16 protein-coding genes are annotated in these 22,884 nt (G+C 72.9%); 7 read left to right on the top strand and 9 right to left on the bottom strand.

Annotated features, from left to right (window positions below):
• Positions 1-21: 21 nt before the first annotated feature.
• The 6 genes from LPA42_RS05485 to LPA42_RS05460 are packed head-to-tail and all read left to right on the top strand — an operon-like array spanning position 22 to position 5,424.
• Positions 22-807 carry a LamG-like jellyroll fold domain-containing protein gene (locus tag LPA42_RS05485; protein ID WP_077935949.1) on the top strand — a complete coding sequence of 262 codons (786 nt, stop codon included), beginning with the start codon at positions 22-24 and terminating at the stop codon, positions 805-807.
• 26 nt (positions 808-833) lie between these two features.
• Positions 834-1,973 (top strand): glycosyltransferase family 2 protein, encoded by a 1,140-nt coding sequence (locus tag LPA42_RS05480; RefSeq protein WP_158229375.1) that lies wholly within the window; start codon positions 834-836, stop codon positions 1,971-1,973.
• The gene (locus tag LPA42_RS05475; RefSeq protein ID WP_198956437.1) at positions 1,970-2,761 is read left to right on the top strand and encodes an inositol monophosphatase family protein; all 792 of its coding nucleotides are present in this window, start codon (positions 1,970-1,972) and stop codon (positions 2,759-2,761) included. The genes LPA42_RS05480 and LPA42_RS05475 overlap by 4 nt, the downstream gene beginning before the upstream one ends.
• Positions 2,758-3,756, top strand: a complete 999-nt coding sequence (locus LPA42_RS05470; protein ID WP_077935947.1) for an alpha/beta hydrolase — start codon at positions 2,758-2,760, stop codon at positions 3,754-3,756. Before LPA42_RS05475 ends, LPA42_RS05470 begins: the two co-directional genes overlap by 4 nt.
• 20 nt (positions 3,757-3,776) lie before the next feature.
• Complete coding sequence (locus LPA42_RS05465; RefSeq protein WP_077935946.1) at positions 3,777-4,685, top strand: aminoglycoside phosphotransferase family protein; 909 nt, start codon at positions 3,777-3,779, stop codon at positions 4,683-4,685.
• A complete protein-coding gene (locus LPA42_RS05460; protein ID WP_077935945.1) occupies positions 4,675-5,424 on the top strand; it encodes an SDR family NAD(P)-dependent oxidoreductase in 750 nt (249 codons plus the stop codon). Before LPA42_RS05465 ends, LPA42_RS05460 begins: the two co-directional genes overlap by 11 nt.
• 39 nt (positions 5,425-5,463) lie before the next feature.
• Here LPA42_RS05460 and LPA42_RS05455 read toward each other — a convergent pair whose 3' ends face one another.
• The 9 genes from LPA42_RS05455 to LPA42_RS05415 form a co-directional block, all read right to left on the bottom strand.
• Positions 5,464-6,618 (bottom strand): glycosyltransferase family 2 protein, encoded by a 1,155-nt coding sequence (locus LPA42_RS05455; RefSeq protein ID WP_158229374.1) that lies wholly within the window; start codon positions 6,616-6,618, stop codon positions 5,464-5,466.
• 50 nt (positions 6,619-6,668) lie between these two features.
• Positions 6,669-8,648 (bottom strand): translation factor GTPase family protein, encoded by a 1,980-nt coding sequence (locus LPA42_RS05450; RefSeq protein WP_096761568.1) that lies wholly within the window; start codon positions 8,646-8,648, stop codon positions 6,669-6,671.
• 163 nt (positions 8,649-8,811) lie between these two features.
• Complete coding sequence (locus LPA42_RS05445; protein ID WP_228986375.1) at positions 8,812-10,002, bottom strand: DegT/DnrJ/EryC1/StrS family aminotransferase; 1,191 nt, start codon at positions 10,000-10,002, stop codon at positions 8,812-8,814.
• Positions 10,003-10,067: 65 nt separating this feature from the next.
• Positions 10,068-11,063 (bottom strand): TauD/TfdA family dioxygenase, encoded by a 996-nt coding sequence (locus tag LPA42_RS05440; protein WP_077935942.1) that lies wholly within the window; start codon positions 11,061-11,063, stop codon positions 10,068-10,070.
• Positions 11,064-11,082: 19 nt separating this feature from the next.
• Positions 11,083-12,417, bottom strand: coding sequence for a thymidine phosphorylase (locus tag LPA42_RS05435; RefSeq protein WP_077935941.1), 1,335 nt, complete (start codon positions 12,415-12,417; stop codon positions 11,083-11,085).
• On the bottom strand, positions 12,414-13,754 hold the full coding sequence (locus LPA42_RS05430) for an aspartate aminotransferase family protein (protein WP_077935940.1): 1,341 nt from the start codon (positions 13,752-13,754) through the stop codon (positions 12,414-12,416). The genes LPA42_RS05435 and LPA42_RS05430 overlap by 4 nt, the downstream gene beginning before the upstream one ends.
• A gap of 2 nt (positions 13,755-13,756) precedes the next feature.
• Positions 13,757-14,506 carry a thioesterase II family protein gene (locus tag LPA42_RS05425; protein ID WP_077935939.1) on the bottom strand — a complete coding sequence of 250 codons (750 nt, stop codon included), beginning with the start codon at positions 14,504-14,506 and terminating at the stop codon, positions 13,757-13,759.
• Positions 14,503-16,482, bottom strand: coding sequence for a non-ribosomal peptide synthetase (locus LPA42_RS05420; protein WP_198956436.1), 1,980 nt, complete (start codon positions 16,480-16,482; stop codon positions 14,503-14,505). Before LPA42_RS05420 ends, LPA42_RS05425 begins: the two co-directional genes overlap by 4 nt.
• A gap of 53 nt (positions 16,483-16,535) precedes the next feature.
• The gene (locus LPA42_RS05415) at positions 16,536-19,496 is read right to left on the bottom strand and encodes a type I polyketide synthase (protein ID WP_077935938.1); all 2,961 of its coding nucleotides are present in this window, start codon (positions 19,494-19,496) and stop codon (positions 16,536-16,538) included.
• Between the two features lie 236 nt (positions 19,497-19,732).
• Here LPA42_RS05415 and LPA42_RS05410 point away from each other — a divergent pair, with 236 nt between their 5' ends.
• Positions 19,733-22,834, top strand: coding sequence for a non-ribosomal peptide synthetase (locus LPA42_RS05410; protein ID WP_158229373.1), 3,102 nt, complete (start codon positions 19,733-19,735; stop codon positions 22,832-22,834).
• Positions 22,835-22,884: the final 50 nt, after the last annotated feature.

The raw sequence follows: 22,884 nt of genomic DNA, 5'->3' as shown, positions 1-22,884 counted from the left end.
GATCAACGGAAGGGAACGGCCGTGACCGTGCATTCTCAGTCCGCCCAGTCCAGCTCCCCGGGCGCGTCGCCGCGCACCGAGGGATGGTGGAAGTTCGGGGACGACCTCGCCGCCGGCGTCGAGGACCTGTCCGGCAACGGGCACACGCTCACCGCCACCGGCGGACCCACCGCCGTCGAGGCGCCGTTCGGCGGCGGGGTGGCGCTCGACGGGGCCACCCAGTGGCTGAGCACCGCCAAGCCCGTCCTGCGCACCGACGCCAGCTTCAGCGTGGCCGCGTGGGTCCGCCTGGACGGCGACGCCGTGCAGCCGCCGCCCGGCGAGTTCGCCTGGACCGTGCTGAGCCAGAGCGGCGCCTCCCACACCCCGTTCTACCTGGGACTGCGGTTGATCCAGCAGCCGCAGCCGGACGGCACGACCGTCGGGGTGCCGTCGTGGTGTTTCACTGCCGCGCCGGTCGACGGTTCGACGACCGGCGCGGTGGAGTGGCAGCACGCCCACTCCACGCAGCCCGTCGATGAATCTCAGCTCGGCCGGTGGGTGCTGCTCGTGGGGGTCCTCGACGCCGCCCGGCACACGGCGACGCTGTACGTGCCGAGCACCGGCGACCGCAACACCGTCGACCTCACCGAGAAGTGGCCGTACTGGAACGCCGACGGTGGCCTCCAGGTCGGCTTCGGCCGCTACCTGGCCGACGTCTCCGACCAGTGGCCCGGTTCGGTCGGTTCCGTGCGGGTCTTCTCCGGGGTGCTGACCGAGGATGACGCCGCGGCGCTGCTCACCGGCGACGATCCCGCCGGGGCTTGACCGGCTCTCGGCGTAGGACGGTTCGCGTGAAACTCAGCGTCGCAATTCCCTACAAGCAGCGTCTCGGCAACCTGACCATCGCCCTGGAGGGCCTGGCGCACCAGACGCTGGACCACGCGGAGTTCGAGGTCGTCGTCGGTGCGATGGAATACTCCGAGGAGTACGTGGCGGCGTGCCGGAAGTTCGCCGAACGGATCAACCTCGTCTCCGTCTGCTCGGCCCGGGAGTTCTCCATCCCCCGGGCCCGCAATCTCGCCATGCGACAGGCCACCGGCGAGGTCGTGGTGCAGATGGACGCGGACACGCTCCTGCCGCCCGACGCGTTGGAAAACCTCTACGAACGACACTTCGCCTTCGGCCAGCGGGCGTGCGTCGTGGGTCAGGTCGTGGGATATGACAACAACGGCCGGTCGGTGACCGAGGTGGCCGCCCTGTCCTATCTGGACTATGTCGACGCGCTGGAGCGGTTGGGCGGCTCTCGCGGCCGACCCGAGGACCCCCGTTTCCAGGTTCCCCACGTGCTGCCGTGGGCGTTCGCCTGGACCGGGCTCATCGCGCTGCCGCTCGCCGCCGTGCGCCGGCACGATCTCTTCTTCGACGAGACGTTCCACGGCTGGGGAGTCGATGACCTCGAGTGGGGGTATCGCATCGCGGCCTCGGGCATCCCGATCATCCTGCGCGAGGACCTGTACGCGATCCACCTCCCGCACCCGCGTGACGCCGACGCCAACCGGGTCACCGAGGCGGCGAACTACGGTCGCTTCCTGCGCAAGTGGCCGCGCCCCGACGTCGAGCTGGCGTACGCGTTCGGCGACGTCGACGCGAACTCCCTCTACCAGGGATTCGTGAAGGAGTTGCGGGCGGTGCGGGGCGACCGGTCGTTGGGGCTCGTCCGAGGCGCCGTGGCCGGCCGCGACACCCTGCTCGTCGGGGTGCCGCTCGACGCCCGGGGCCGACCCGACCGGGCCGAACTCCCGGTGCGGTTCGACGCGGACACCGATTCGGAGGTGCTGCCGCTGATCGGGCTGGCCTTGCCGTACGAGGACGGCTCGGTGCGGGAGTGTCGCCTGCTGCCGGCGCTCGACGGTTTCTCGGCGCGTTACCGTGACCGGATCCGCGCCGAGGCCACCCGGGCGGCGCGTTCGGTGCTACCGGCGGCGCCGTGACCGGTGCGTCCGCGCTCGACGTGCCGGCCGTCGACCTGCTGGACGTGGCGCTGCGGGCGGCATACGTCGGCGCCGCCGAGGTGATCGGCCGGATCGGTCGGGTGAGCGGGCTCACCACGAAGAGCAGCCCGACCGATCCGGTCACCGATGCCGACCGGGGCAGTGACGAGGCGATCCGCGCCATGCTCGCCGTGCGCCGGCCCGACGACGGCGTGCTCAGTGAGGAGGGGCCCGATGTCGCGTCCCGCACCGGCCTGCGCTGGGTCGTCGACCCGCTGGACGGGACGGTCAACTACCTGTACGGGATCGCGAACTACGCCGTGAGCGTCGCGTGCGAGCGTTTCGACGGGCAGCGCTGGGAGGCCGTGGTGGGCGTGGTGCACGACGTCGGCCGGGAGGAGACCTTCACCGCCGTACGCGAGGCGGGCAGCCGCCTGGGCGGCCGGGGCATCGCGGTCACCGCCCGGGTCGAGCTGTCCAGCGCCCTGGTGGCGACCGGGTTCTCCTACCGCTCGCGGTCGCGGTCGCGGCAGGCCGCGGTGCTGTCCCGGCTGCTGCCCCGGGTGCGCGACATCCGCACCAGCGGCAGCCACGCCCTCGACCTGTGCTGGACGGCGGCCGGGCGTTACGACGGCTGCTTCGAGGACGAGGTGGGTCGATGGGACTGGGCGGCCGGTGCCCTGATCGTCCGGGAGGCCGGCGGCGTGGTGTCGCCGTTGCGCCACGGCGTGGTGGCCAGCGGCCCAGGTGTGCACGAAGCGTTGTACGCGTCAGTGGAGGAGACATGACCGCGAGCCCCCCGGAGCAGCCGCCGCTCGGTCCACCGCCGTCGTTCGACGCGGAGCTGGACGGTCCGCTGCGGGAGATCCGCCGCCACCGGCCGGTGCCGTTGACCGCGGAACTGATTCCGCACAGCCGGGCCCGCACCGCCGAGAGCCTGCTGGGCGACGACGAGATCCGCCGCCGGTGGCCGTACGACGTACGGGAGCGGCTGGTGCCCGGTCCGCCGGGCGACCCGGACGTGGCGCTGGTGATCTGCCGCCCGACCTGGGTGCCGGGTCCGTGGCCGGTGATCTACAACACCCACGGCGGCGGCATGGTCTCCGGCAGTCATCGCGCCGCCGATCTCGCCGACGAGTTGGCGCGCGCCCAGCAGGTGGGCGCTGCGGTGGTGGCCGTCGACTACCGGCTGGCCCCCGAGAACCCGGATCCGGCCCCGGTGCGGGACTGCTACGCCGGGCTGGTGTGGCTGGCCGAGAACGCCCGCGAGCTGGGGATGGACCCGGACCGGATCGTGGTCAGCGGCAACAGCGCCGGGGGCGGGCTGGCCGCCGGCATCTCGTTGCTGGCCCGAGATCGCGGCGGGCCGCCGGTGCGCGGTCAGATGTTGCAGTGCCCCATGCTGGACGACCGGTGCGACACCCCGTCCGCGCGGCAGATGGTCGGGGTGGGCCTGTGGGACCATGGCTCGAACCTCACCGGTTGGACGGCATTGCTGGGCGACCGGCGGGCCACCGACGCGGTGTCCTGCTACGCCGCGCCCGCACGGGCCATCGACCTGTCGGGCCTGCCGCCCGCGTTCATCGACGTCGGAGCGGTCGAGGCGCTGCGGGACGAGGCCGGCGCCTTCGCGACCCGGATCTGGCAGGCCGGCGGTGAGGCGGAGCTGCACGTGTGGTCGGGAGCCTTCCACAGCTTCGACTGGTGGGTGCCGCACGCCGCCGTCTCCCGGGCGGCGATGGACGCACGTGTGGTGTGGCTGCGACGGCTCTTCAGCCGGTGACCAGGAAACAGAGGACGGACATGGACAACACGCGGATGCACACCGACGAGGTCGTGACCGACGTCGCGCTGGTCGGCCGGCTGATCGCGGAACAGTTCCCCCGCTGGGCCGCCCTGCCGGTCAGGCCGATCACCTCGGCGGGCACCGACAACGCGATCTACCGGCTCGGCGACGACCTGTCCGTCCGCCTGCCCCGGATCGAGGGCGCGGCCGGCCAGATCGACCTGGAGCACGATCACCTGCCTCGGTTGGCCCGGCACCTGCCGCTGGAGATCTCGGCGCCGCTCGAGCGGGGGCGCCCGGCGGCCGGCTACCCGTTCCCCTGGGGGGTGTACCGGTGGCTGCCGGGCCAGGACGCCCACTCCACCGCCCCGGCCGACCCCACCGCGGCGGCCCGGGACCTCGGCGCGTTCGTACGCGCGCTGCACGCCAGCGACCCCGAGGGCGGGCCGCGGTCCTACCGCGGCGAGCCGCTGGACAGCCGGGACGCGCGCACCCGGGAGAACATCGGGATCCTGCGTGACCTCGACGACCACACCTCGGCGACGCGCGGGCTGGACCTCGACGCGCTGCTGCGCGTCTGGCGCGTCGCCCGGGAGGCGCCCGCCCCCGAGCAGGTCTGGATCCACGGTGACCTGCTGCCCACCAACCTCCTCGTCGACCATGGCAGGGTGAGCGCGGTCATCGACTTCGGCTGCGCCGGTCTCGGCGACCCGGCCTGGGACGCGCTTCCGGCCTGGGCGCTGCTGACCGGGCCGGTCAGGGCAGTCTTCCGACAGGCGGCCGGTTTCGACGACGGGGCGTGGGAACGCGGGCGAGGGCTCGCCGTGTCGTGGGCGCTCATCGCGCTGCCCTACTACCGGCACACCAACCGGCTGCTGGCGGGCCTGGCCCGCAGGACGCTGGACGAGGTGCTCGGTGAGTCCTGAGAGCGACCCGCCGCTCGCCCTGGTGACGGGGGCCAACCGGGGCCTGGGCCGCGAGGTCTCGCGGCAGTTGGGCGGGCGCGGGTTCGTCGTGCTGCTCGGCTGCCGCGACGTGGGACGGGGCGGCGCCGTCGCCCGCGAGCTGGCCGCCGAGGGCGTCACCGCCGTCCCGGTGCGGCTGGACGTCACCGATCCGGTCAGCGTGCGGGACGTCGCCGGCCGAATCCGTGTCGACCATGGCGGGCGGCTGGACGTGCTGGTCAACAACGCCGGGATCTTCGTCGGCGCCCGGGCGACGGAGGTCACCGCCGAGCAGTTGCGGCCGATGTTCGAGACCAACGTGCTGGGCGCCGTCACGCTCGTGCACACCATGGCGCCGCTGCTGGCCCGTTCGGCGGCGCCACGCGTCGTCAACGTGTCCAGCACCACCGCGTCGCTGACGTTGACCGCCGACGGCTCCGACATCCCCGGCGACGCCACCGTCCGGATGGGCTACGCCGGCACCAAGGCGGCGTTGAACATGCTGACGGTCCAGTACGCGGCGGCCTTCGCCGCCGACCCGGAACTCGCGCACGTAAAGGTGAACGCCGCGGCGCCCGGCTACACCGCCACCGACATGAACGGCCACCGTGGCACCCGACCGGTCAGCGAGGGCGCCCGGATCATCGTCGACCTCGCGATGCTCGGCGCGGACGGTCCCTCCGGAGGCTTCTTCAACGACCGCGGCGTGCTGCCCTGGTAGCGCGGGCGCCGGGCCGGCAGCGACCCGGCGCCCGACGGCTCAGCCGACCTGCTCGGCCACCCGCTTCGCCTCGCGTAGCACCGCGTCGCGGTACTTCTGAGCGAGCTTGTGCACCGGCGGCAGCACGCGGCACTGCGCGAACGTGCCCGAGCGATAGGGCAGGGCGAGGCCGAGTAGCGGCAGGACCTGCTCGTACGGGCCCTGCCCGAGCCACCCGGCGACCTCCGGGTCGACGGGTTGGCCGCTCGCCTTGTCGAGCAGGGCTCCCACGGCGAGGACCTCGGCGCCATCCACGCGGCCCCGCACCACCCCGAGGGTCGACCCGCCGGCGGCGCTGTCCACCTCGCGCCGGGCCTCCTCCCACAGCCGGTTGGCGTCGTCCCACCCGAAGCTGCGGGCCAACTCCACGTCGAGGGTGGGCGACTTGGTCAGGAAGTGCCGCATGTTGGCCTGGTACGACTCCTGGTTGGCCGCGGCGTCGCGGCGGTGCGGCAGGTGGATGCCCCAGATGTCGCGGCTCATGATGATTGGCGTGCCGGTGGCCTGGATCCGGTAGCCCCACTCCTGATCCTCCGCGCCCCAGCCGCCGAAGGCCTCGTCGAAGGTCAGCCCGTGCCGCCGGATGGTGTCGGTGCGCAGGGCCGCGAGTCCACCCCACACCAGGGTCCAGATCAGCGGCAGCGGCTCGACCAGGATCCGGTCGTCCGGCTTGTCCACCCCCTCCACCTCCATCTGGAGGGTCTTCTGCCGCAGTTCCTCGTACGGCGGCACCCGGACGTCGTCGACCTGCACGTCGCTCTCAGTCAGGTCGTCGTCATAACCCAGCATCTGGCCGAGCACGCAGACGTCATGGCCGTCGGCGAAGTACTGCCGGTAGAGGGTCTCCAGGCAGCGGGGCGGCAGGATCATGTCGACGTCGATGGAGACGGTCACCTCACCGGTGACGACCGGCAGCGCCTGGTTGCGGGCGCGGGAGACGTTCCACTCGCCGCCGGTGGTCACGGTGACGATGTCGAGCCGGTCGGCGAACTCGGCCGCCACCGCCGCGTACTCCGGCGAATACTCGATCGCCCCGATCACGACCTGGAGGTCCGGTCCGCTCAACGTCTGGTCCGCCAGCGCGGCGAAGGCATTGCGGACGTTGGCCAGGCGCTGCCGGTAGGGAATGAGGACACTGATCTTCGGCTTGCTCACGACTCTCCTGTTCTGTCGGGCTACCCGACCGGGCCGGCGGCCCGACCGGTTCAACGACGCATCGCCAGCAGATACCTGGCCCGTTCCAGGGGGTTGATGTCGGTGCGCGGCCGCTCCGGCGGGGTGCCCACGACCTGCTCCCAGCGCTCGAAGGCGCTCTCCAGCACGCCCTCCCCCCGGGTCAGGGACGGCAACTGCTGCTGGAGAGCATGGATCGAGGCGGCCGGGATCTCGCCCTCGACCGTGCTGAGCTCCCCCCCGATGGTCGGCACCTGGGGCACCGCCCCGTACTTCGTCAGCACCTGCAGCATCGAGGTGTAGAGGTCGGTCGGCATCTCCAGCCGGAACCAGTGCAGCGGCTCGTGGACGGTGGTGCCGGCCTGCCGCAGCGCCGCCATCAGCACCAGCGGCGTCAGGTAGCGGAAGTCGGTGGCGGTGCTCGACATCGACTTGTCGAAGCTGCCGTGCGAATGGCTCTGCCGGGCCAGGTAACCCGACCGGTGGAGGGTGACCGCGCAGTCGATCACCTCCCATCCGTGCAGGCCCTGCCGTAGCGTGCCCTGCACGGCCTCCTCCACAGCACGGAAGAAGGCCAGCGGCATGGAGCCGAGCTCCACCCCGAGCCGGAACGTCACACCGGAGCCCAGCGGACCGCGTTCCACCCGCAGGCCGACCGTCGCCAGGTACGGGTTGTCCCCCACGCGCAGCACCTCCACGGCCTCCCCGGTGCCGACCGGACGCTCCACACAGATGGTGGTGGTCTCCCGGAAGTCCACGTCCACACCGAAGTCTCCGGCCAGCGTGGCCTGGATGACCTCTTTCTGCACCTCGCCGTAGAGCGAGACGTAGGTCTCCTGACGGATGTCGTCCTGGCGCAGGTTGATCAGGGGGTCCTGCTCCGCCAGCAGCCGCAGGGCGGCGTTGAGGGTGCCCTTGGCGGCGGAAACCCGCGGCACGATGACGGTCTCCAGGGTCGGCGGAGCGAACTGTCGTTGGTCGGTGCCGTGTCCGTTCCGCGTCCCGATCGTGTCGCCGATGCGGATGTCGGCCAGGCCCCACAGCTTGCCGATCTGGCCCGGCCCCAGGGTGGCGCTGCGCTCCGTCGCGCCGTTGGTGAACAGCACGATGCCGGTGACCTTGCCGCCGCGCCCACGGCCGAAGTCGACGCGGCTGCGGACGTGGACGGTGCCGGAGAACACCCGGACGTAGGCCACCTTCTCGCCGGAGGCCTCTCGGTCGATCTTGAACACGGTGGCGGACAGGTCGCCATCGGCGTCGCCGTCGAGGCCGGGCAGCAGTTCGGCGATCGCCGACATCAACACGTCGGCCCCCTGCCCGGTGATCGCCGAGCCGAAGAACACCGGGAATACCTGGCAACGCGCGATCTGCTTGCCCAGCTCCTTGCGTAACAGGGCGTATGGCAGGGCGCTGTCGTCCGCCACGTAGGCCGCGATGATGCCCTCGTCGTGGGTGGCGAGCACGTCGACGAGCCGGGTGCGGAACTCGTCGTCCGGACCGTACGGCTGGAAGCGGGCCTGCGGGCCGCCGGGTTGACTGACGTAGCCCATCGGCACGACGTCGGGGGTGAGCCGGTCCATGACATCACGCAGGACCCGCTCCGGATTGGCGCCGGTGCGGTCGATCTTGTTGACGAACAGCAGCAGCGGGAGGTCGAGCCGCCGCAGGGCGCGCATCAGGATCCGGGTCTGCGCCTGCACCCCCTCCACGGCGGAGACCACCAGCACGGCACCGTCCAGAACACCGAGCACCCGCTCGACCTCGGCGATGAAGTCGGGGTGGCCCGGAGTGTCGAGGAGGTTCACCTGGGTGTCGCCGATCATGAACGACGCCACGGCCGACCTGATGGTGATGCCGCGCTGCCGTTCCAGCTCCATCGAGTCCGTCAACGTGCTGCCCGCGTCGACGCTGCCGAGCTCCGTCCGGACGCCCGCGAGATGCAGCAATCGCTCGGTCAGGCTCGTCTTACCCGCGTCGACATGCGCGAGGATACCCAGATTCAATAAGGCCACAGCGGTTCCCGTCTCAGGCCGGCACCGGTCCTCGATCCACGAATTCCCACATCAGGGTAACGCCGTCGGGTCCGCCCGCGGAGCGGCACCCGGCGGCGCGCGGTCGCCCGGATATCCGCGTCGACGACAATACGCCACGGGGTCGCGAACCCGGTTGCCCGGCCTATCGCCCCAACCCCCGTATGACCTTGCCGAATGCGGTGACGATGTCGGTCATGTCCTCCGGCGTACCGAGAAAGGTGCTGTGGTGCGAGGTCACCGCGTGCGCGGCCAGGTATTCGGCACCGGTGAACGCCACATCGCGGTGCCGGGCCCGGAACCGGTCGGCGAGGGTACGCAGGGCCGGTTTTGTCCACGGTTGGAGCATTCGGTTGCGCTGCAACGGCACTGTCGGTGTCCGCCACAGGACACCCAGCTCCGCAGTGAGGGCTGCGGCGAAGTCGGCATTCGTCACGCCGGCGGGCAACGGATCGACCACCAGGGCCACCTCGTAGATCGAGCCGACGGTCTGTTCCGGACGGTGCCTCAGGGGGCGCACCCCATCGACCTGGTCCAGCAATCCGAGCAGGGTCGCGTAATTCGCGTTGCGGATGCGCTGCTGCTCGTCGAAGGCGGTGAGCTGGCCGCACAGAACGGCCGCACCGAATTCGCCGAGCGCGAAGTTCACACCTTGCACCGTGCAGCTCTGCGTCAATTCGACGCCGCCCGTCCCGGGATCACGCACCGCCCTACGTGAATCGGCCCGCAGTTCTTCCAGCCGGCCCGCCAGCGCGTCGTCGTCGGTCACCACCGCCCCGGCCTCACCGGCGGCGAGGACCTTCGAGTTCTGCATGCTGAAACAGCCGATCCGTCCGATCGTCCCGGCCGCCCGCCCGTTCCAGCGCGCACCGTGGGCGGTCGCGGCGTCTTCCACCACCACGGCACCGCAGGCCTGCGCGGCCGTCACCAGGGCGGGCACGTCGGCCATGCCGCACGCCCAGTGCACCGGCAGGACGACCCGGGCGTCGGGCACCTGGTCGAGGGCCGAGGCGTCGAGGCAGCCGGTGGTGGGGTCGACGTCGGCCAGTACGGGCAGCAGCCCGGCCCGCAACGCCGCCGAGGCGCTGGCCACCCAGGTCAGCGCCGGCACCGCCACGACGTCGCCGTACTCCAGGCCCAACGACTCGAAGGCGATCACCAGCGCGCTGGACCCGTGGTCGACCGGGACGCAGTGGCCGACGCCGAGGTAGTCGGCCCAAGCTGCGGCGAAACGGCGTTCGAAGAGTTCGTGGCCAGGTTCGTGCGGGCTGCTGACCGACCACCGCCGGCTGTGCAGGGCCTCGGTGAGCAGTTGCGGTACGGCCGGAGCGGCCACCGGCCACCTCGGCCACGCCCGACCCGGCGGTCGCACCGGCTCGCCCCCGTGGATCGCCAGATCGCTCACGGTGCGGCCCACAGTGTGGTCCGGCGGATGCCGTCCGTTGCCGCCACCGCGTCGTCCGACGGAGGCGGGGACGTCCGCGCGACGGCGGCGGGCGAACGTCGGGCGGCCCCGACCGGCCGGGTGGGCCGCTGGAGGAACAACCCCCGGTAGACGCAGCGGTGCCGGTCGGGTGAGTCGCGGTAGGCCAGGCGCCCGTGCGAGATGCGGGTGTTGTCGAAGACGATCGCCTGCTGTGCGGCGAGCCGCCGCTCCAGGTGGAAGCGGGATCCCGGCATGGAGGCGCGCAGCAGGAATTCGACGCTGCGGCGCAGGTCGTCCTCCGCGACTCCGGCCGGAGTGGCCCACCGGTCCGTGTCGGTGACCGAGTACCCGCACGCCAGCTGTCCGTCCTGGACGGTGAACGCTGGGCCGACGTGGGTGTCGGTGCACCCGCCGATGTTGGCCTGGCGGATCAGGGCGCCGGGCGTGGCCAGCGCCACGGCCGCCGCCGGATCCACGGCCATCAGCTCGGCGTAGGCGGCGGAGGAGTTGAACAGGATCGTCTCTCCCCCCGCCTCCGCCACAGACTCGCACAGCAGCACGGACGCCTTGACGAACCCGATGTCCTGCAACGTCCCGTCGCAGTGGAAGCGCTGCCCGACGGTGCGGCCGAACGACGGATGGTCGCCGTCGCCGGTGCCCGCGTTCGCCGCCGCGGAGATCCGGGAGACGGCTGCGGCGTCCGAGTCGCCCATCGTGTAGAGCGGCGGCACGAAGGGCTCGCCGAGGCCGAGCGACAGGCCCAGCGCCAGCACCGCGTCCCGGTCGAACGGTCCGGAGGCCAGCTGCATGATGGCGAAGCCGTGCCGGTCGTACCGGTCGACGATCTCGTCGAACGCCTCCGGTGCGACCTCCCCCGTCCCCGCGACGGGTACCGGGTCCGGCGGCACCCCGTCGAAGGTCACCCGTACCGAACTCGTGGCTGCCCGCAGATCATCGACAGCTACGGTCATGGTCCCTCCCTGTGTGACGTCATGCCGCGCCAGCCTCGACGATCCGATGGACGATCGGGGCGTCCTCGGGGCGTTCGGCGCCCACGGCGAAGGCTGACCGGACGAGAGCGAGAGCGGTGTCCGGGTCGCCCTTCGTGTGGTGGAGTTCGGCTAGCGGGCTGCCGGCGGTGACGCGGTCACCGACCCGGCGGTGCAGGACCACACCCGCCCCGTGGTCGATCGTCGCGTCCCGAAGGAGACGGCCGGCACCCACGTGCAGAGCGGCGGTGCCGACGGCCCGCGGGTCGACGCCCGTGATCCAGCCGGACTCCGTGGCCGTCACCGTGGTCCGGTGCGGGGCGGTCGGCAGCCGGTCCGGGTCGTCGAGGCAGCGGGTGTCCGCGCCTTGGGCCCGCGCCCAGCGGCGGAAGATATCGTACGCCGCCCCGCTGGCGATGGCGTGATCCACCTGCGCCCCGGCGGCCTCGTCGTCGAGCGTCGGATCCGCGAGCTGCACCATCATCCGGGCGAGGATCCGGCACAGCGGAGTGAGACCCGGCACGTGCTCGCCGTGTAACGCCGCCACGGCCTCGCGCACTTCCAGGGCGTTTCCGACCGCGTACCCCAACGGTTGGCTCATGTCCGTGATCGCGGCCCGGCACCGCAGGCCGAACCCGGTGGCGATGTCCACCATCGTCCGGGCCAGGTCGACCGCGTCGCGGGGGTCCGGGGTGAGCGCCCCGGCGCCCGTCTTGACGTCCAGCAGGAGGCCGTCCGCCCCGACCGCCGCCTTCTTGCTGACGATGCTGGCCGCGATCAGCGGTATGCTCTCGACCGTGGCGGTGACGTCACGCAGGGCGTACGTGGCCCGGTCGCCGGGGGCCAGGTCGGCGCTCTGCCCGGTGATGACCATGCCCACCTCGAGCAGGAAGCGGCGCACGTCGTCGGCGGACAGGTCGAGGCGCAGACCCGGCAGCGACTCCAGCTTGTCGACCGTCCCGCCGGCGTGGCCCAACCCCCGGCCGCTCATCTTGGCCACCCGCCACCCGCACGCAGCCACCACCGGCACGACCACCAGGCTGGTCTTGTCCCCCACCCCGCCCGTGCTGTGCTTGTCCAGCACCGGCCGGGGGACGCCGCCGAGGTCCAGCGACCGCCCGTCGGCGACGTACGCACGGGTCAGCGCGACGGTGTCCGTCGAGCCCAGGCCACGGCAGGCGACGGTGGCCAGCCACGCGGACATCTGGTAGTCCGGGACCCGGCCGGCGAGGTAGTCGGCGACGAGCGCCTCGACCTGGCCCGGCTCGGCGGGCTCACCCGCCCTGGCCCGGGTGATCGCGTCCAGCACGCGGGTGGAGGGATGCGTGTCGCTCATGACATGTCCCGGTGGGCGCGGTGGATTCGCTCCGCCACCGCGTCGATGCCGGCCTCGTCGATGACCAGCGGCGGGATCGCCATGACGGCGTCGGTCGGCCTCCGCAGCAGCACACCGTAGGCCCGTCCCCGGTCCAGCAGCGCCGTGGCCGCCTCGGGGGAGGCCATCTGCAGGACCACGGTGAGGCCCAGGCCGCGTACGTCGACGACCTGGCCCCGGCCGTTCAGCGGGGTGAGCTGCTCCAGCAGGCGGGCGCCGAGCCGCGCGGCCCGGTCCACCAGTCCCTCCTGTTCGAGGACTTCGATGGTGGCCAGGGCACCGGCACAGGCGACCGCATGGCCGGAGGTCGTGTGCCCGTACCGCAGGCCGCCCGCGACCGGATCGGCCGCGAAGCTGTCGTAGATGTGCCGGCGCGCAGTCAGGGAGGCGATCGGCAGGTATCCGCTGCACAGGCCCTTGCCGGTGACGAGGATGTCGGGCTCGATCCCCTCGTGCTGGAAGGCGAACATCCGCCCGGTCCGGCCAAAGCCGGTGAAGACCTCGTCGAGGACGAGCAACGTACCCGTCGAGTCGCACAGCTCGCGTAACCCACGGAGGAAGCCCTCCGGCAGCACCACGGCCCCGCCCACGTTCAGGAACGGCTCGACCACCACGGCCGCGGGCCGGTCGGCCGGGTCGTCGCCGATGGCCGCCGCGAACGCGTCCAGCAGGCCGCCCAGTGACTCGGGCCGGCGCAGGACCACCGGCTCCGCCGGCAAGTCCACGAAGGTGACCGGCGCCGAGGGCGCGAAGGGGTGCAGGGACCGCGGCAGTCGCGACATGGACCTGGTCAGCAAGGTCGCGCCGTGGTAGCTGCGGGAGAAGGTGACCAGGCGGGTCCGCGGCCGGCCCACGTGCGCCCAGTACGAGGCGGCGATGAAAACGGCGGCCTCGATAGCCTCGGAGCCGCTGTTGACCAGCAAGGTGCGGGACAGGTCCGGGGACAGCAACGAGGCGATGCGCTCTGCCAGCCGACCCGCCGGTTCGTGTCCGCCCATCGAGAGGTCGAAGTGTTGGAGCCGGCCGATCTGGTCCCGCACCGCGGCGACCACGTGGGGGTGGGCGTACCCGCAGGTGGCGTTGAGCGCCGCCGAGCTGGCGTCGACGTAGTGCCGACCGTGCACGTCCCACAGGTGGTAGCCCTGTCCACGCGCCATCATCAGCTCGGTGCGGTCGGCGTCGACCGGTGACCAGGTGTGCCAGAGATAGCGGCGGTCCCGCTCGCGCGCGGCGTCCCGGGCGGCGGTGGCGACGAACGGCTCGTCGGCGTACGGGTCGATGGCCACGGTCGCGTCCATGCTCACCGCCCCGCCGCCGACCCGGCCCGCAGGGCGGAGCGGACGACGTCGACGGGTGGCTCGTTCACCAGGTAGAAGTGATTGCCCCGCACCGACACCTCGCGGTGCGCGCCGGTGGTGAGCTCGCGCCAGGGCCGCCGGTCGGCGTCGGTGTCAATGTCGCCGACCACGGTGGTCACCGGGCAGCCGAGCCGGGGCGTCGGCTCCATCCGGTACGCGTGGAACATCCGCCCGTCGCTGCGGATGTACGGCAGCACCAGCTCCTGGAAGATCGGGTCCTCGGCGAGTTCGGCGTCGGTGCCGCCCAGGCGGACCAGGCGGGCCAGGATCGCGTCGTCGTCCTCCTCCTCTTCCGCACCCCGGAACGCCGGCTCGTCGGCGGGGACGTCGCGCGATCCGGAGGCGATCAGATGGGCCGGCTCGACGCCGGCGGCCCGCATCGCGCGGGCGGTCTCCAGGGCCACCACCGCGCCCATGCTGTGCCCGAACAGGACCATCGGTCGATCGGCCAGAGGCACGAGCGCTTCCGCGATGTCCCGCGCCAGGGGGACCAGGTCGGTGGGTTCGGGCTCGTCGATACGCTCGCCCCGCCCGGGGTAACGCACCGCGAGCACCTCGCACTCCGGTAGCCGCCGACCCCAGTCACGGAAGAACACCGCCGACCCACCGGCGTGCGGGAAACAGACCAGTCGGCGTGGCGCCCCCGCGTTCGGGACGGCGACCTCCAGCCAGCGGGAGGAGGATCCGCTCATGGCGTGGTCTCCTGTTCGGTACGGGCCGGCCGGCTTCGGGCGAGACGGCCGCGGGTGTGGACGGCGGCGTGACGGGTCCCGGCCGGCACGGCACGGCCGGGCCGGAAGACCATCTCCGCCTGGGCGGCGATCGTGGTGTGCCGGAACAGCGCCACCACCGAGGGGCGGATGCCAGTGTGCTGCTCCAGGGCGTCCTGCAACCGGAACATCGCCATGGAGTGACCACCCAGGTCGAAGAAGTTGACGTCGGTGGGCACCTGGCTGATCTGGAGCACCTCGGCCCAGGCCGCCGAGATCTGGGCGGTGAGGTCGCGGTCGCCCGGAGGCGCGGGCGGCGGATTTCCGGCTCCCGCCGGCCCCGGCCCGGCGGCAGGAGCGGCTGTGCCGGCCAGCGTGTTCAGCTGGCCGCGGTCCACCTTGCCGCTGACGGTGAGCGGGAGCCCGTCGACGAACCGGAACCGGGTGGGCACGGCGGCGACCGGGAGCCGGTCGGAGAGCTGGTGCCGTAGCGCGAACGCCGTGGCGCCGTCGTCCGCGACGACGAACGCGGTCAGCTCGCCCTCGGAGTCGACGACGGCGGCTGCCTCGCCCACCCCCGGACAGGCGCGCAGGCTCGCCTCCACCGCGCCGAGCTCCACCCGGTGGCCGCGCACCTTCACCTGATGGTCCCGGCGGCCGATGAAGTGCAGGGTGCCGTCCGCGTCACGGCGGACCAGATCGCCGGTGCGGTACATCCGCGCCCCGGGGACACCGGCGAAGGGGTCCGGGAGGAAGGCCAGCGCGGTGGCTCCAGGGCGGCCCAGGTAACCGCGGGACACCCCGCCCCCACCGACGAACAGTTCGCCCTCCTCGCCGGGCGGGACGGGCCGCAGGTCCGGGCCGAGGACGTACACCGAGGCGCCCGGAACCGGACCGCCGATGGAGACCGGGCCGGGGCCGTCGAAGCGTCGGTAGGTGGCCCAGACCGTGGTCTCCGTCGGTCCGTACTCGTTGACCAGGACGACCTCGGGGTGAGCGGCGAAGTGCCGCGTCACGACGGACTGCGGTAACGGCTCGCCCGCGACCACGACCGTACGCACCGATCTGAGTCGATGCAGGCCGCCGCGGGCCGCCGCGTCCAGCAGGCGGGCGTAGAGCGAGGGGAGGCACAGCATCTGGGTCACCCGGTGTTCGTGGACCAGGTCGGTCAGGCGGTCGGGGTCACGCATGTCGTCCGGCCCGGCGACCACGAGGGTGCCGCCGGCGCTGAGCGTGCCCCACAACCCAGCGACCGAGGAGTCGAAGGCCAGCGGTGACACCAGCAGGAATGTCGGGGCGCCGGGGTAGACGGCCCGGCGGGCGAGCGTGGAGGCGGCGAGCTGACCGTGCTCGACGAGGACCCCCTTGGGCTCGCCGGTGCTGCCGGACGTGTAGATGACGTACGCCGGTCGGGTCGGCGGGACCGCCCCCTCGCCCTCGTCCGCCGGGGGGACCGGGCGCGACCCGCCGGCCACGTCCGCCGAGTGGTCGCCCCAGGCGGCGTCGACCCGCGGGAGCGCCCCGCCCAGCGGGCGGTTCCGGGTGGCGGCCGACGTCACCACCGCCACGACACCGGCGTCGGCGAACATGGCACCGAGGCGGCGGCCCGGGTCCGAACGGTCCACCGGAACGTAGCCGGCATCGGCCCGGAACACGCCCAGCACGGCCGCCACCATGGCGACCGACGGCTCGACGAGGACTCCGACGAGCTGGCCGGGCCCCACGCCGGCCGCGCGCAGGCGCAGCGCGATGTCGTCCGCCCACCCCAGCAGCTCCGCGTAGGTGACGGCCTGTCCGTCACCCACCACGGCTACCCGGTCCGGGTGGTCCGCCGCCTGCCGCGCCACCAGGCTCGGCACTGGTGCGGGCGCCGTGACGAGCGACCGGGCGCGCTCGCCGTCGGGGCGATCGGCCTGACCGGCCGAGGGCACCTCGGTGGGTGGGGACGGTTGCGTCACAGGTTCCTCCGTCTTGGAACGGTTCGTTGACGTGGGGCGACGGTCCGCCCGCGTCACGGCTCGTCGGTTCGCACGCCGGTCAACGCCGGTTGTTGGATCCGGCGCTGCTGCCGGACGACCTCGGTTTGCGCGCCCAGCGTCCTGGCCGAGAGCATCGGCCGCACCGGGAGCCGGATGCCGAACTCCTTGTTCACATGGCGGGCGAGGTGGGTGATGAGCAGGGAGTCGCCGCCCAGGCTGAAGAAATCGGCGTCCTCGCCCGGGTCCGAGCAGCCGAGCAGGCGGGTCCACAGCGAAGCCATCACGGTTGCCGTGTCGTCCACCGGGGCGGCGCCCGCCGGCCGGTCCGGCACCGGCGGGGCCGGTGGGGCCGGCGCGGGTGCCACCGGCGCGGCGTCCACGGCGGCGGCCTCGGGCAACAGCCAGGCGGGGCCGGCGAACGGGTAACTGGGCAGGCGGGTCCGGGAGCCCGGCCCGCACAGCGCGTGCACGTCGACCGGCTGTCCGCGCGTCCAGAGCGTCGCCAGGGCGCTGAGCACGTCGTCGGCCTCCGGGCCGGGCGACAGCGGTACGGCGGTCAGCCCGGCCAACCCAGCCGGCTCCGACAGCGTGCGGCCCGGCCCGATCTCCACCGCGATCGCCCCCGGAAACGCCCCGCCGATCCCGGCGAGCGCCTCGGCGAACCGGACGGTGGAACTGGCCTGCCGAGCGAGCAGGTCCGCATCGACGGCGGCACCCCGGGCAAGCAGCTCGCCGGTCGCGTTCAGCGCGACGGGCATCATCGGCGGGCACAGGTCGGTGGCGGCCAGCACCCGCGCCAGTTGGGAGACGGCCGGTTCGACGAGGGCGGAGTGGAAGGCGCGGTTGGCCGAGAGCCGCCGCCAGGGCACCGCGTCGGCGAGCCACCGCACGAAGGCGTCAACCTCGTCCGTCGTACCGGACACCGTGCTGGCATTGGCTGAGTTGGTCGCGGCGAGTGCCAGTCGGCGGCCCGACCGCCCGATCAGGTCACGGGCGCGTTCCCCGTCGCAGCGCAGGGCCAGCATCGCCCCGGGCGGGCACTGTTGCATGGCACGCCCCCTGGTACGCACGAAACGGGCCGCCGCCCGCAGGCTCATCATCCCGGCGAAGCAGGCGGCCGTGGCCTCGCCGAGGCTGTGGCCGGCGACCGCCACGGGGGCCACCCCCATCTCCCCCAGGGCGGTGCCGGCCGCGTACTGCATGGCGAACAGCGCCGGCTGGGCGAGCTCGGTCTCGGCGAGCTCCGCCGCTGGGGTCGTGTCGTCCAGCAGGGCTCGGTGCGCCCGTGCCGCCAGTTCCGGCTCGAACTCCGCCAGGCAGGCGTCGAGGCGGTCGGTGAAGCCGGGCAGCGTCTCGGCCAGCGGGAGCGCCATCCCGGCGTACTGCGTGGACTGCCCGGGAAAGAGGAACACGACCGGAGCCGGGCCGGTGCCGGGGCGGGTGCCGCGTACGACCCCGGTCCCGGTGCGCAGCCGCTCCCGTGCCTCGGCGGCGGACCGGCCGGTGAGCGCGAGCCGTTCGGCCAGCGGGGTGCGACCGGTCGCCAACGTCACCGCGACCTCGCCCATGTCGGGGGACCCGTCGGCGAGGAAATCGGCCAGCTCCGCCGAGGACCGGCCGAGGGCGGCGGTGTCCGTGGCGGACAGCAGCAGCACCCGGCCGACGCGCCGCACGGGACGTCTCACCCGCTGCGGCGCCGGCGCCTGTTCGACGATCGCGTGCACGTTGGTGCCGCCGATGCCGAAGGCGCTGACGCCGGCCCGGCGCGGCCGGCCGGCGGTCCACTCGCGGGCCTCGATCGGCACCCGCAGCGGCGAGCCGTCGACCTCCAGCATCGGGTTGTACCGGGCGAACCCGGCCACCGGCGGGATGACGCCCCCTCGGACGACGAGCAGGGCCTTGATCAGCGCGGCCAGTCCGGCCGCGGCGTCGAGGTGGCCGATGTTGGCCTTGACCGCGCCCAGCGCCACCTGCCCCGGGGAGGCGCCCTCGGCGGTGAGCGCCGCGGAGGCGGCCGCCCATTCGATCGGGTCGCCCACCCGGGTCCCGGTGGCGTGCGCCTCCAGGTAGCCGATCGACTCGCCCGACACGGCGGCGTTGGTCAGCGCCGCACGGATCGCCGCTTCCTGCCCACCCACCGAGGGCGCGTAGTAGCCGACCTTGGCCGCGCCGTCGTTGTTCACCGCGCTGCCGAGCACGACACCGTGCGGCGGCGGGTCGTCCCGGCCCACGTCCGCGAGGCGACGCAGCACCACGCAGGCCACGCCGGACCCCGCGACCACCCCGTCGGCAGCGGCGTCGAACGGTCGGCAGTGGCCGGTGGAGGAGAGCACTCCACCGGGGATGTGCAGGTAGCCGGCCTGCGGGAACGCCACGCCGGCGGCCACGACGACGGCTTGGTCGCACTCGCCGTCCAACAGGGACCGCACGGCGAGATGAACGGCCACCAGTGACGAGGAACAGGCGCACTGCACCGCGACCGCGGGTCCGGTCAGATCGAGCTTGTAAGCAATGCGGCTCGCCATGAAGTCCGGCTCGGTGCCGTGTAGGACATCCTCGATGGTGGTGGGGTCGAGCGGACCGTTGGCCATGATCCGGCGCAGATATCCACTGCCGTTCATCGATGCAAAAATCCCGGTTGTCAAACCGCCGCCGCCGACTGGCGGCACGCCCGCGTCCTCCAGGGCGGACCACACCGCCTCCATCATCAGCCGATGCTGAGGGTCCATTGTCTGAGCCTCGCGCGGAGGGATCCTGAACAGCGTATTGTCGAACCGGTCGGCATTGCCCAGAAAGCCGTGAACGGGCACATAGTCGGGGTCTACGAGCAGCTCGGCGGCGACGCCGACAGCACGCAGATAGGGTCGGTCGAAGCGTCGGACGGACACCTTTCCCGCAGTGATCGCCGACCACCAACGCCCAATGCTGGGAGATCCGGGAACCCTGGCGCACATTCCCACCACGGCGACGTCGAAGGAACGGTCCCGGCTCATCTTCCCCCTTATGCGCCGCTCATCAGAGCCGATGTGGACGCGCGCGAGAGGTCAGACGCCCGATCCTCCTGTCGAGGCTCTTCGGCCGCGCCCCCACCTGTGGCCGCGATCCATGGTGCCCCATTCAAATGATCAAATCTATACTTTCATCGATGTTAGTTTGCTATGCTGACGCTCCTTAACGGACAAAGCGGCGACGCCCGGGGGAGGTCGTGCTGTCAGACCACAGCGGAGCGGTGCGGGGACGAGGCACCCCGGCGGGGCTCCACGAGACGGTCGCCTGGTGGGCGCTCACTCGGCCGGACGCGCCCGCCGTCGTGTCCGCCGAGGGCCACCCCACGACCTACCGGGAGCTGGATCGAGCGGCGCACGCGTGGGCGGCGGACCTCGCGGCGGCCGGTGTCGGCCCGGGTGTCCGGGTGCCCGTCCTGCTGCCCCGCGGCGCGCCGCTGGTCACCGCCATCGTGGCGGTGCTCAAGACCGGCGCGGCATACAGCCTGCTCGACCGGGACTGGCCGGCCGAGCGGCTTCGCGAGGTCGTGGCACTCCTGCATCCCACGCTCATCGCCGCCGCCGGGGATCCGGCCGCGGCGGCGCTCGGGGTTCCGACGTGGACGGTGCTGCGTGGGCCGATCCCGGCCGCCGACGGCTTCCGGCCGGCCGAGGTCGGCGGGGAGGCGCCGTGCTGCGTGTTCTTCACGTCCGGCAGCACCGGTCAGCCCAAGGGCGTGCTCGCGCCGCACCGGGCCGTCGCCCGGCTCTTCCGTCCCGGCACGTTCGCCGAGTTCTCGACCGACACCGTGATCCCGCTGGCCGCCGCCCTGCCCTGGGACGCGTTCTGCCTGGAGCTGTGGGCCGCGCTGCTCAACGGCGGTACGGCCGTCGTCGTCAGCGAACCGTACCTCTCGGTTCAGGCACTGCGTCGCGCGATCGAGGCGCACGGGGCGAACACGGCCTGGTTCACCAGCAGCCTGTTCAACCTGATCGTCGACGAGGACGTCGCCGCCTTCGCCGGGCTCCGGCAGGTCATGACCGGTGGGGAGCGGCTCTCGCCGCCGCACGTCCGCCGGTTCCTCGTCCGGCATCCGAGCGTCGTCCTCCTCAACGGCTACGGCCCGGTGGAGAGCACCGTCTTCGCGACCACCCACCGGATCACGGCCGCCGACTGCGACCGCCCGGACGGCATCCCGATCGGGCGCCCGGTGCCCGGCACGGCGGTGTCGGTCCTCGACGGCGACCGGCCGTGCGACGTCGGCGACGTCGGCGAGATCTGCCTGTCGGGTGATGGCCTGGCGCTGGGCTACCTCGACGATCCCGAGGCGACCCTGGCCCGCTTCCCGCACGTGTCCGTCGGCGGCGCCCGCGTCCGGGTCTACCGCACGGGCGATCTGGGTGAGTTCGACGCCGACGGGGTGCTGCACTTCCGGGGCCGGCTGGACCGCCAGGTGAAGGTACGTGGCCACCGGGTCGAACCGGCAGAGGTGGAACGCCGGATCGAGCGCCTGTTGCCCGGCGTGCGGCACTGCCGGGTCGTGGCCCGGCAGGCGGCGCAGGGCACCGAACGGGAACTGGTGGCGTTCTGCGTTCCGGCGCGGGCCGGGGACCCGCTGGCCGGAGCGCTCGACGTTCTCCGTCGGACCCTGGCACCGCAGCACCGTCCAGCCGCGGTGCTCCCGGTCGACCGCTTCCCGGTGACCGCCCACGGCAAGCTGGACGAGCGCGCGCTGCTGGCCGTCGCCTTGGACGCGGCGGATCGGCACGACGCCCCGCCGGGCGACCAGGCGGCCGCCCCCCGGCCACCGGCCGACGACCCCGTCGTACGCGAGGTCGCGGAGACCTTCGCGGCGGTCCTCGGGCGGGTGGGCGTCCCGGTGGACGTGCCGTTCGCCGAACTGGGCGGCAGTTCGCTGGCGGCCGGGCGGGTCTGCGCCCGACTGTCCACCGCGCTAGGCCGTCCGGTGCCCGTGTCCTGGCTGCATCCGAGCCCGAGCGCCGCGCGGCTGGCCGAACGGCTGCGCGCCGGCCCGTCGCCGGCCGCACCCGCGTCCGTGGCTGGCACCGCCGATGAGAACGGTGTGCCACTGACCGCCATGCAACTGGTTCACCTCATGCGCGACCTGATCGACGACGCGGACCGGACGAACCTGTGCCTGCTCTTCTGGGTGGTGGAGGGCGACCTGAACCCCGGCGCGTTGGACGCCGCTGCGGCGGCCGTGCACGACCGGCACGAGGCGCTGCGGGCGGTGTACGACCTAGACTCCCGGCTCGCCATCGTGCCGGCGGACGTGCCGTCGCCGCCCCTGGAGGTCCTCCCCGCCGCGCAGTCGACCGAGGCCGCGATCCGGTTCCTGCGCGACGAGTTCGGCAGCGCCTTGGCCCCGCAGGACGGCGACGTGTGGCGCGTGGGCGTGGTGCCGGTGACCGACACCCTCGCCGTCATCGGCTGCGTCGTGCACCACGTCGCCTTCGACGGTTGGTCGGAGGCGGTGCTCGCCCGTGACCTGGGCCGGGCGTACCGCGTCGCACTGGGGTACGGGGGCGGGAGCGGGGAGGGGACTGCGCCACCGTCCCTGCGCGAAATCCACCGCGAGCGGGTACGGCGGACGGCGGTCACGGCCGCGCGCGATCACCACGACCACCTGACCGCCGAGCTTCTCGGGGCACCCCCCGTCAACTGGCCGGCGGTTCCCCGGCCCCCTGACGGAGCGCGGGTGGCCCACCTGACAGGCGTTCTCGGTTGGCGGGAGCTGGCGGAGCTGGACGCCGTGGCGGCACAGGTCGGCGCCACCCGGTTCGCGGCGCTCATGGCCCGTTGCGGCCGGGCGATCAGCGAGGCGACGGGACAGCCGGACGTGACGGTTGGCGTGCCGGTGGCACAGCGCGACGTGCCGGGCCTGGACCTCGCCGTCGGCTGCCATCTCACTATGGTCTGCGTGCGGCTGCGAGGGGCGGCCCTCGACGGCACGACCGAGGCCGTGCGCGCGACCGGGCACGTCGTCGACCGCGCGCTGGCCGCCCAGGATGTGCCGTTCGACGAGCTGGTCCGGTTCGCCCGACACCGGGGAGACAGATCACCACTGTTCCAGGTCCTCGTCGCCATGCAGGACAACACGACGCCGGAGCTGACCCTGCCCGGGGCCCGGACGACGTTCGTCCGCCAGCCGTACCTGGACCTCCCGTTAGACCTGCACGTCGAGATGTGGCCGGCCGGCGACGACGGGATGCCGGTGGTCGTCTCGTACCGACCCGCCGCCGTTCCCGCGCATATCGGGCTGGACGTGCTCGCGGCCCTGACCGGCCGCCCCGGGCGGACGGGTGACGGGGGGGACGTGCGGTGAATCATCAACGATCGATGCAGCCGATGTGTCGACGCGCGGAAGTGAGGTGG

This window comes from Micromonospora sp. DH13 (genome assembly GCF_020873825.1).
Taxonomy (GTDB): Bacteria; Actinomycetota; Actinomycetes; order Mycobacteriales; family Micromonosporaceae; genus Micromonospora; species Micromonospora haikouensis.
This window is presented reverse-complemented; position numbering and strand designations above follow the sequence as displayed.

Bases quoted from the DNA above. Each gene is read 5' to 3' on its own strand.
- LPA42_RS05470 (WP_077935947.1), top strand. From the start codon at position 2,758: ATGACCGCGAGCCCCCCGGAGCAGCCGCCGCTCGGTCCACCGCCGTCG.
- LPA42_RS05465 (WP_077935946.1), top strand. From the start codon at position 3,777: ATGGACAACACGCGGATGCACACCGACGAGGTCGTGACCGACGTCGCG.
- LPA42_RS05430 (WP_077935940.1), bottom strand. From the start codon at position 13,754: ATGGACGCGACCGTGGCCATCGACCCGTACGCCGACGAGCCGTTCGTC.
- LPA42_RS05425 (WP_077935939.1), bottom strand. From the start codon at position 14,506: ATGAGCGGATCCTCCTCCCGCTGGCTGGAGGTCGCCGTCCCGAACGCG.
- LPA42_RS05440 (WP_077935942.1), bottom strand. From the start codon at position 11,063: ATGACCGTAGCTGTCGATGATCTGCGGGCAGCCACGAGTTCGGTACGG.
- LPA42_RS05435 (WP_077935941.1), bottom strand. From the start codon at position 12,417: ATGAGCGACACGCATCCCTCCACCCGCGTGCTGGACGCGATCACCCGG.
- LPA42_RS05415 (WP_077935938.1), bottom strand. From the start codon at position 19,496: ATGAGCCGGGACCGTTCCTTCGACGTCGCCGTGGTGGGAATGTGCGCC.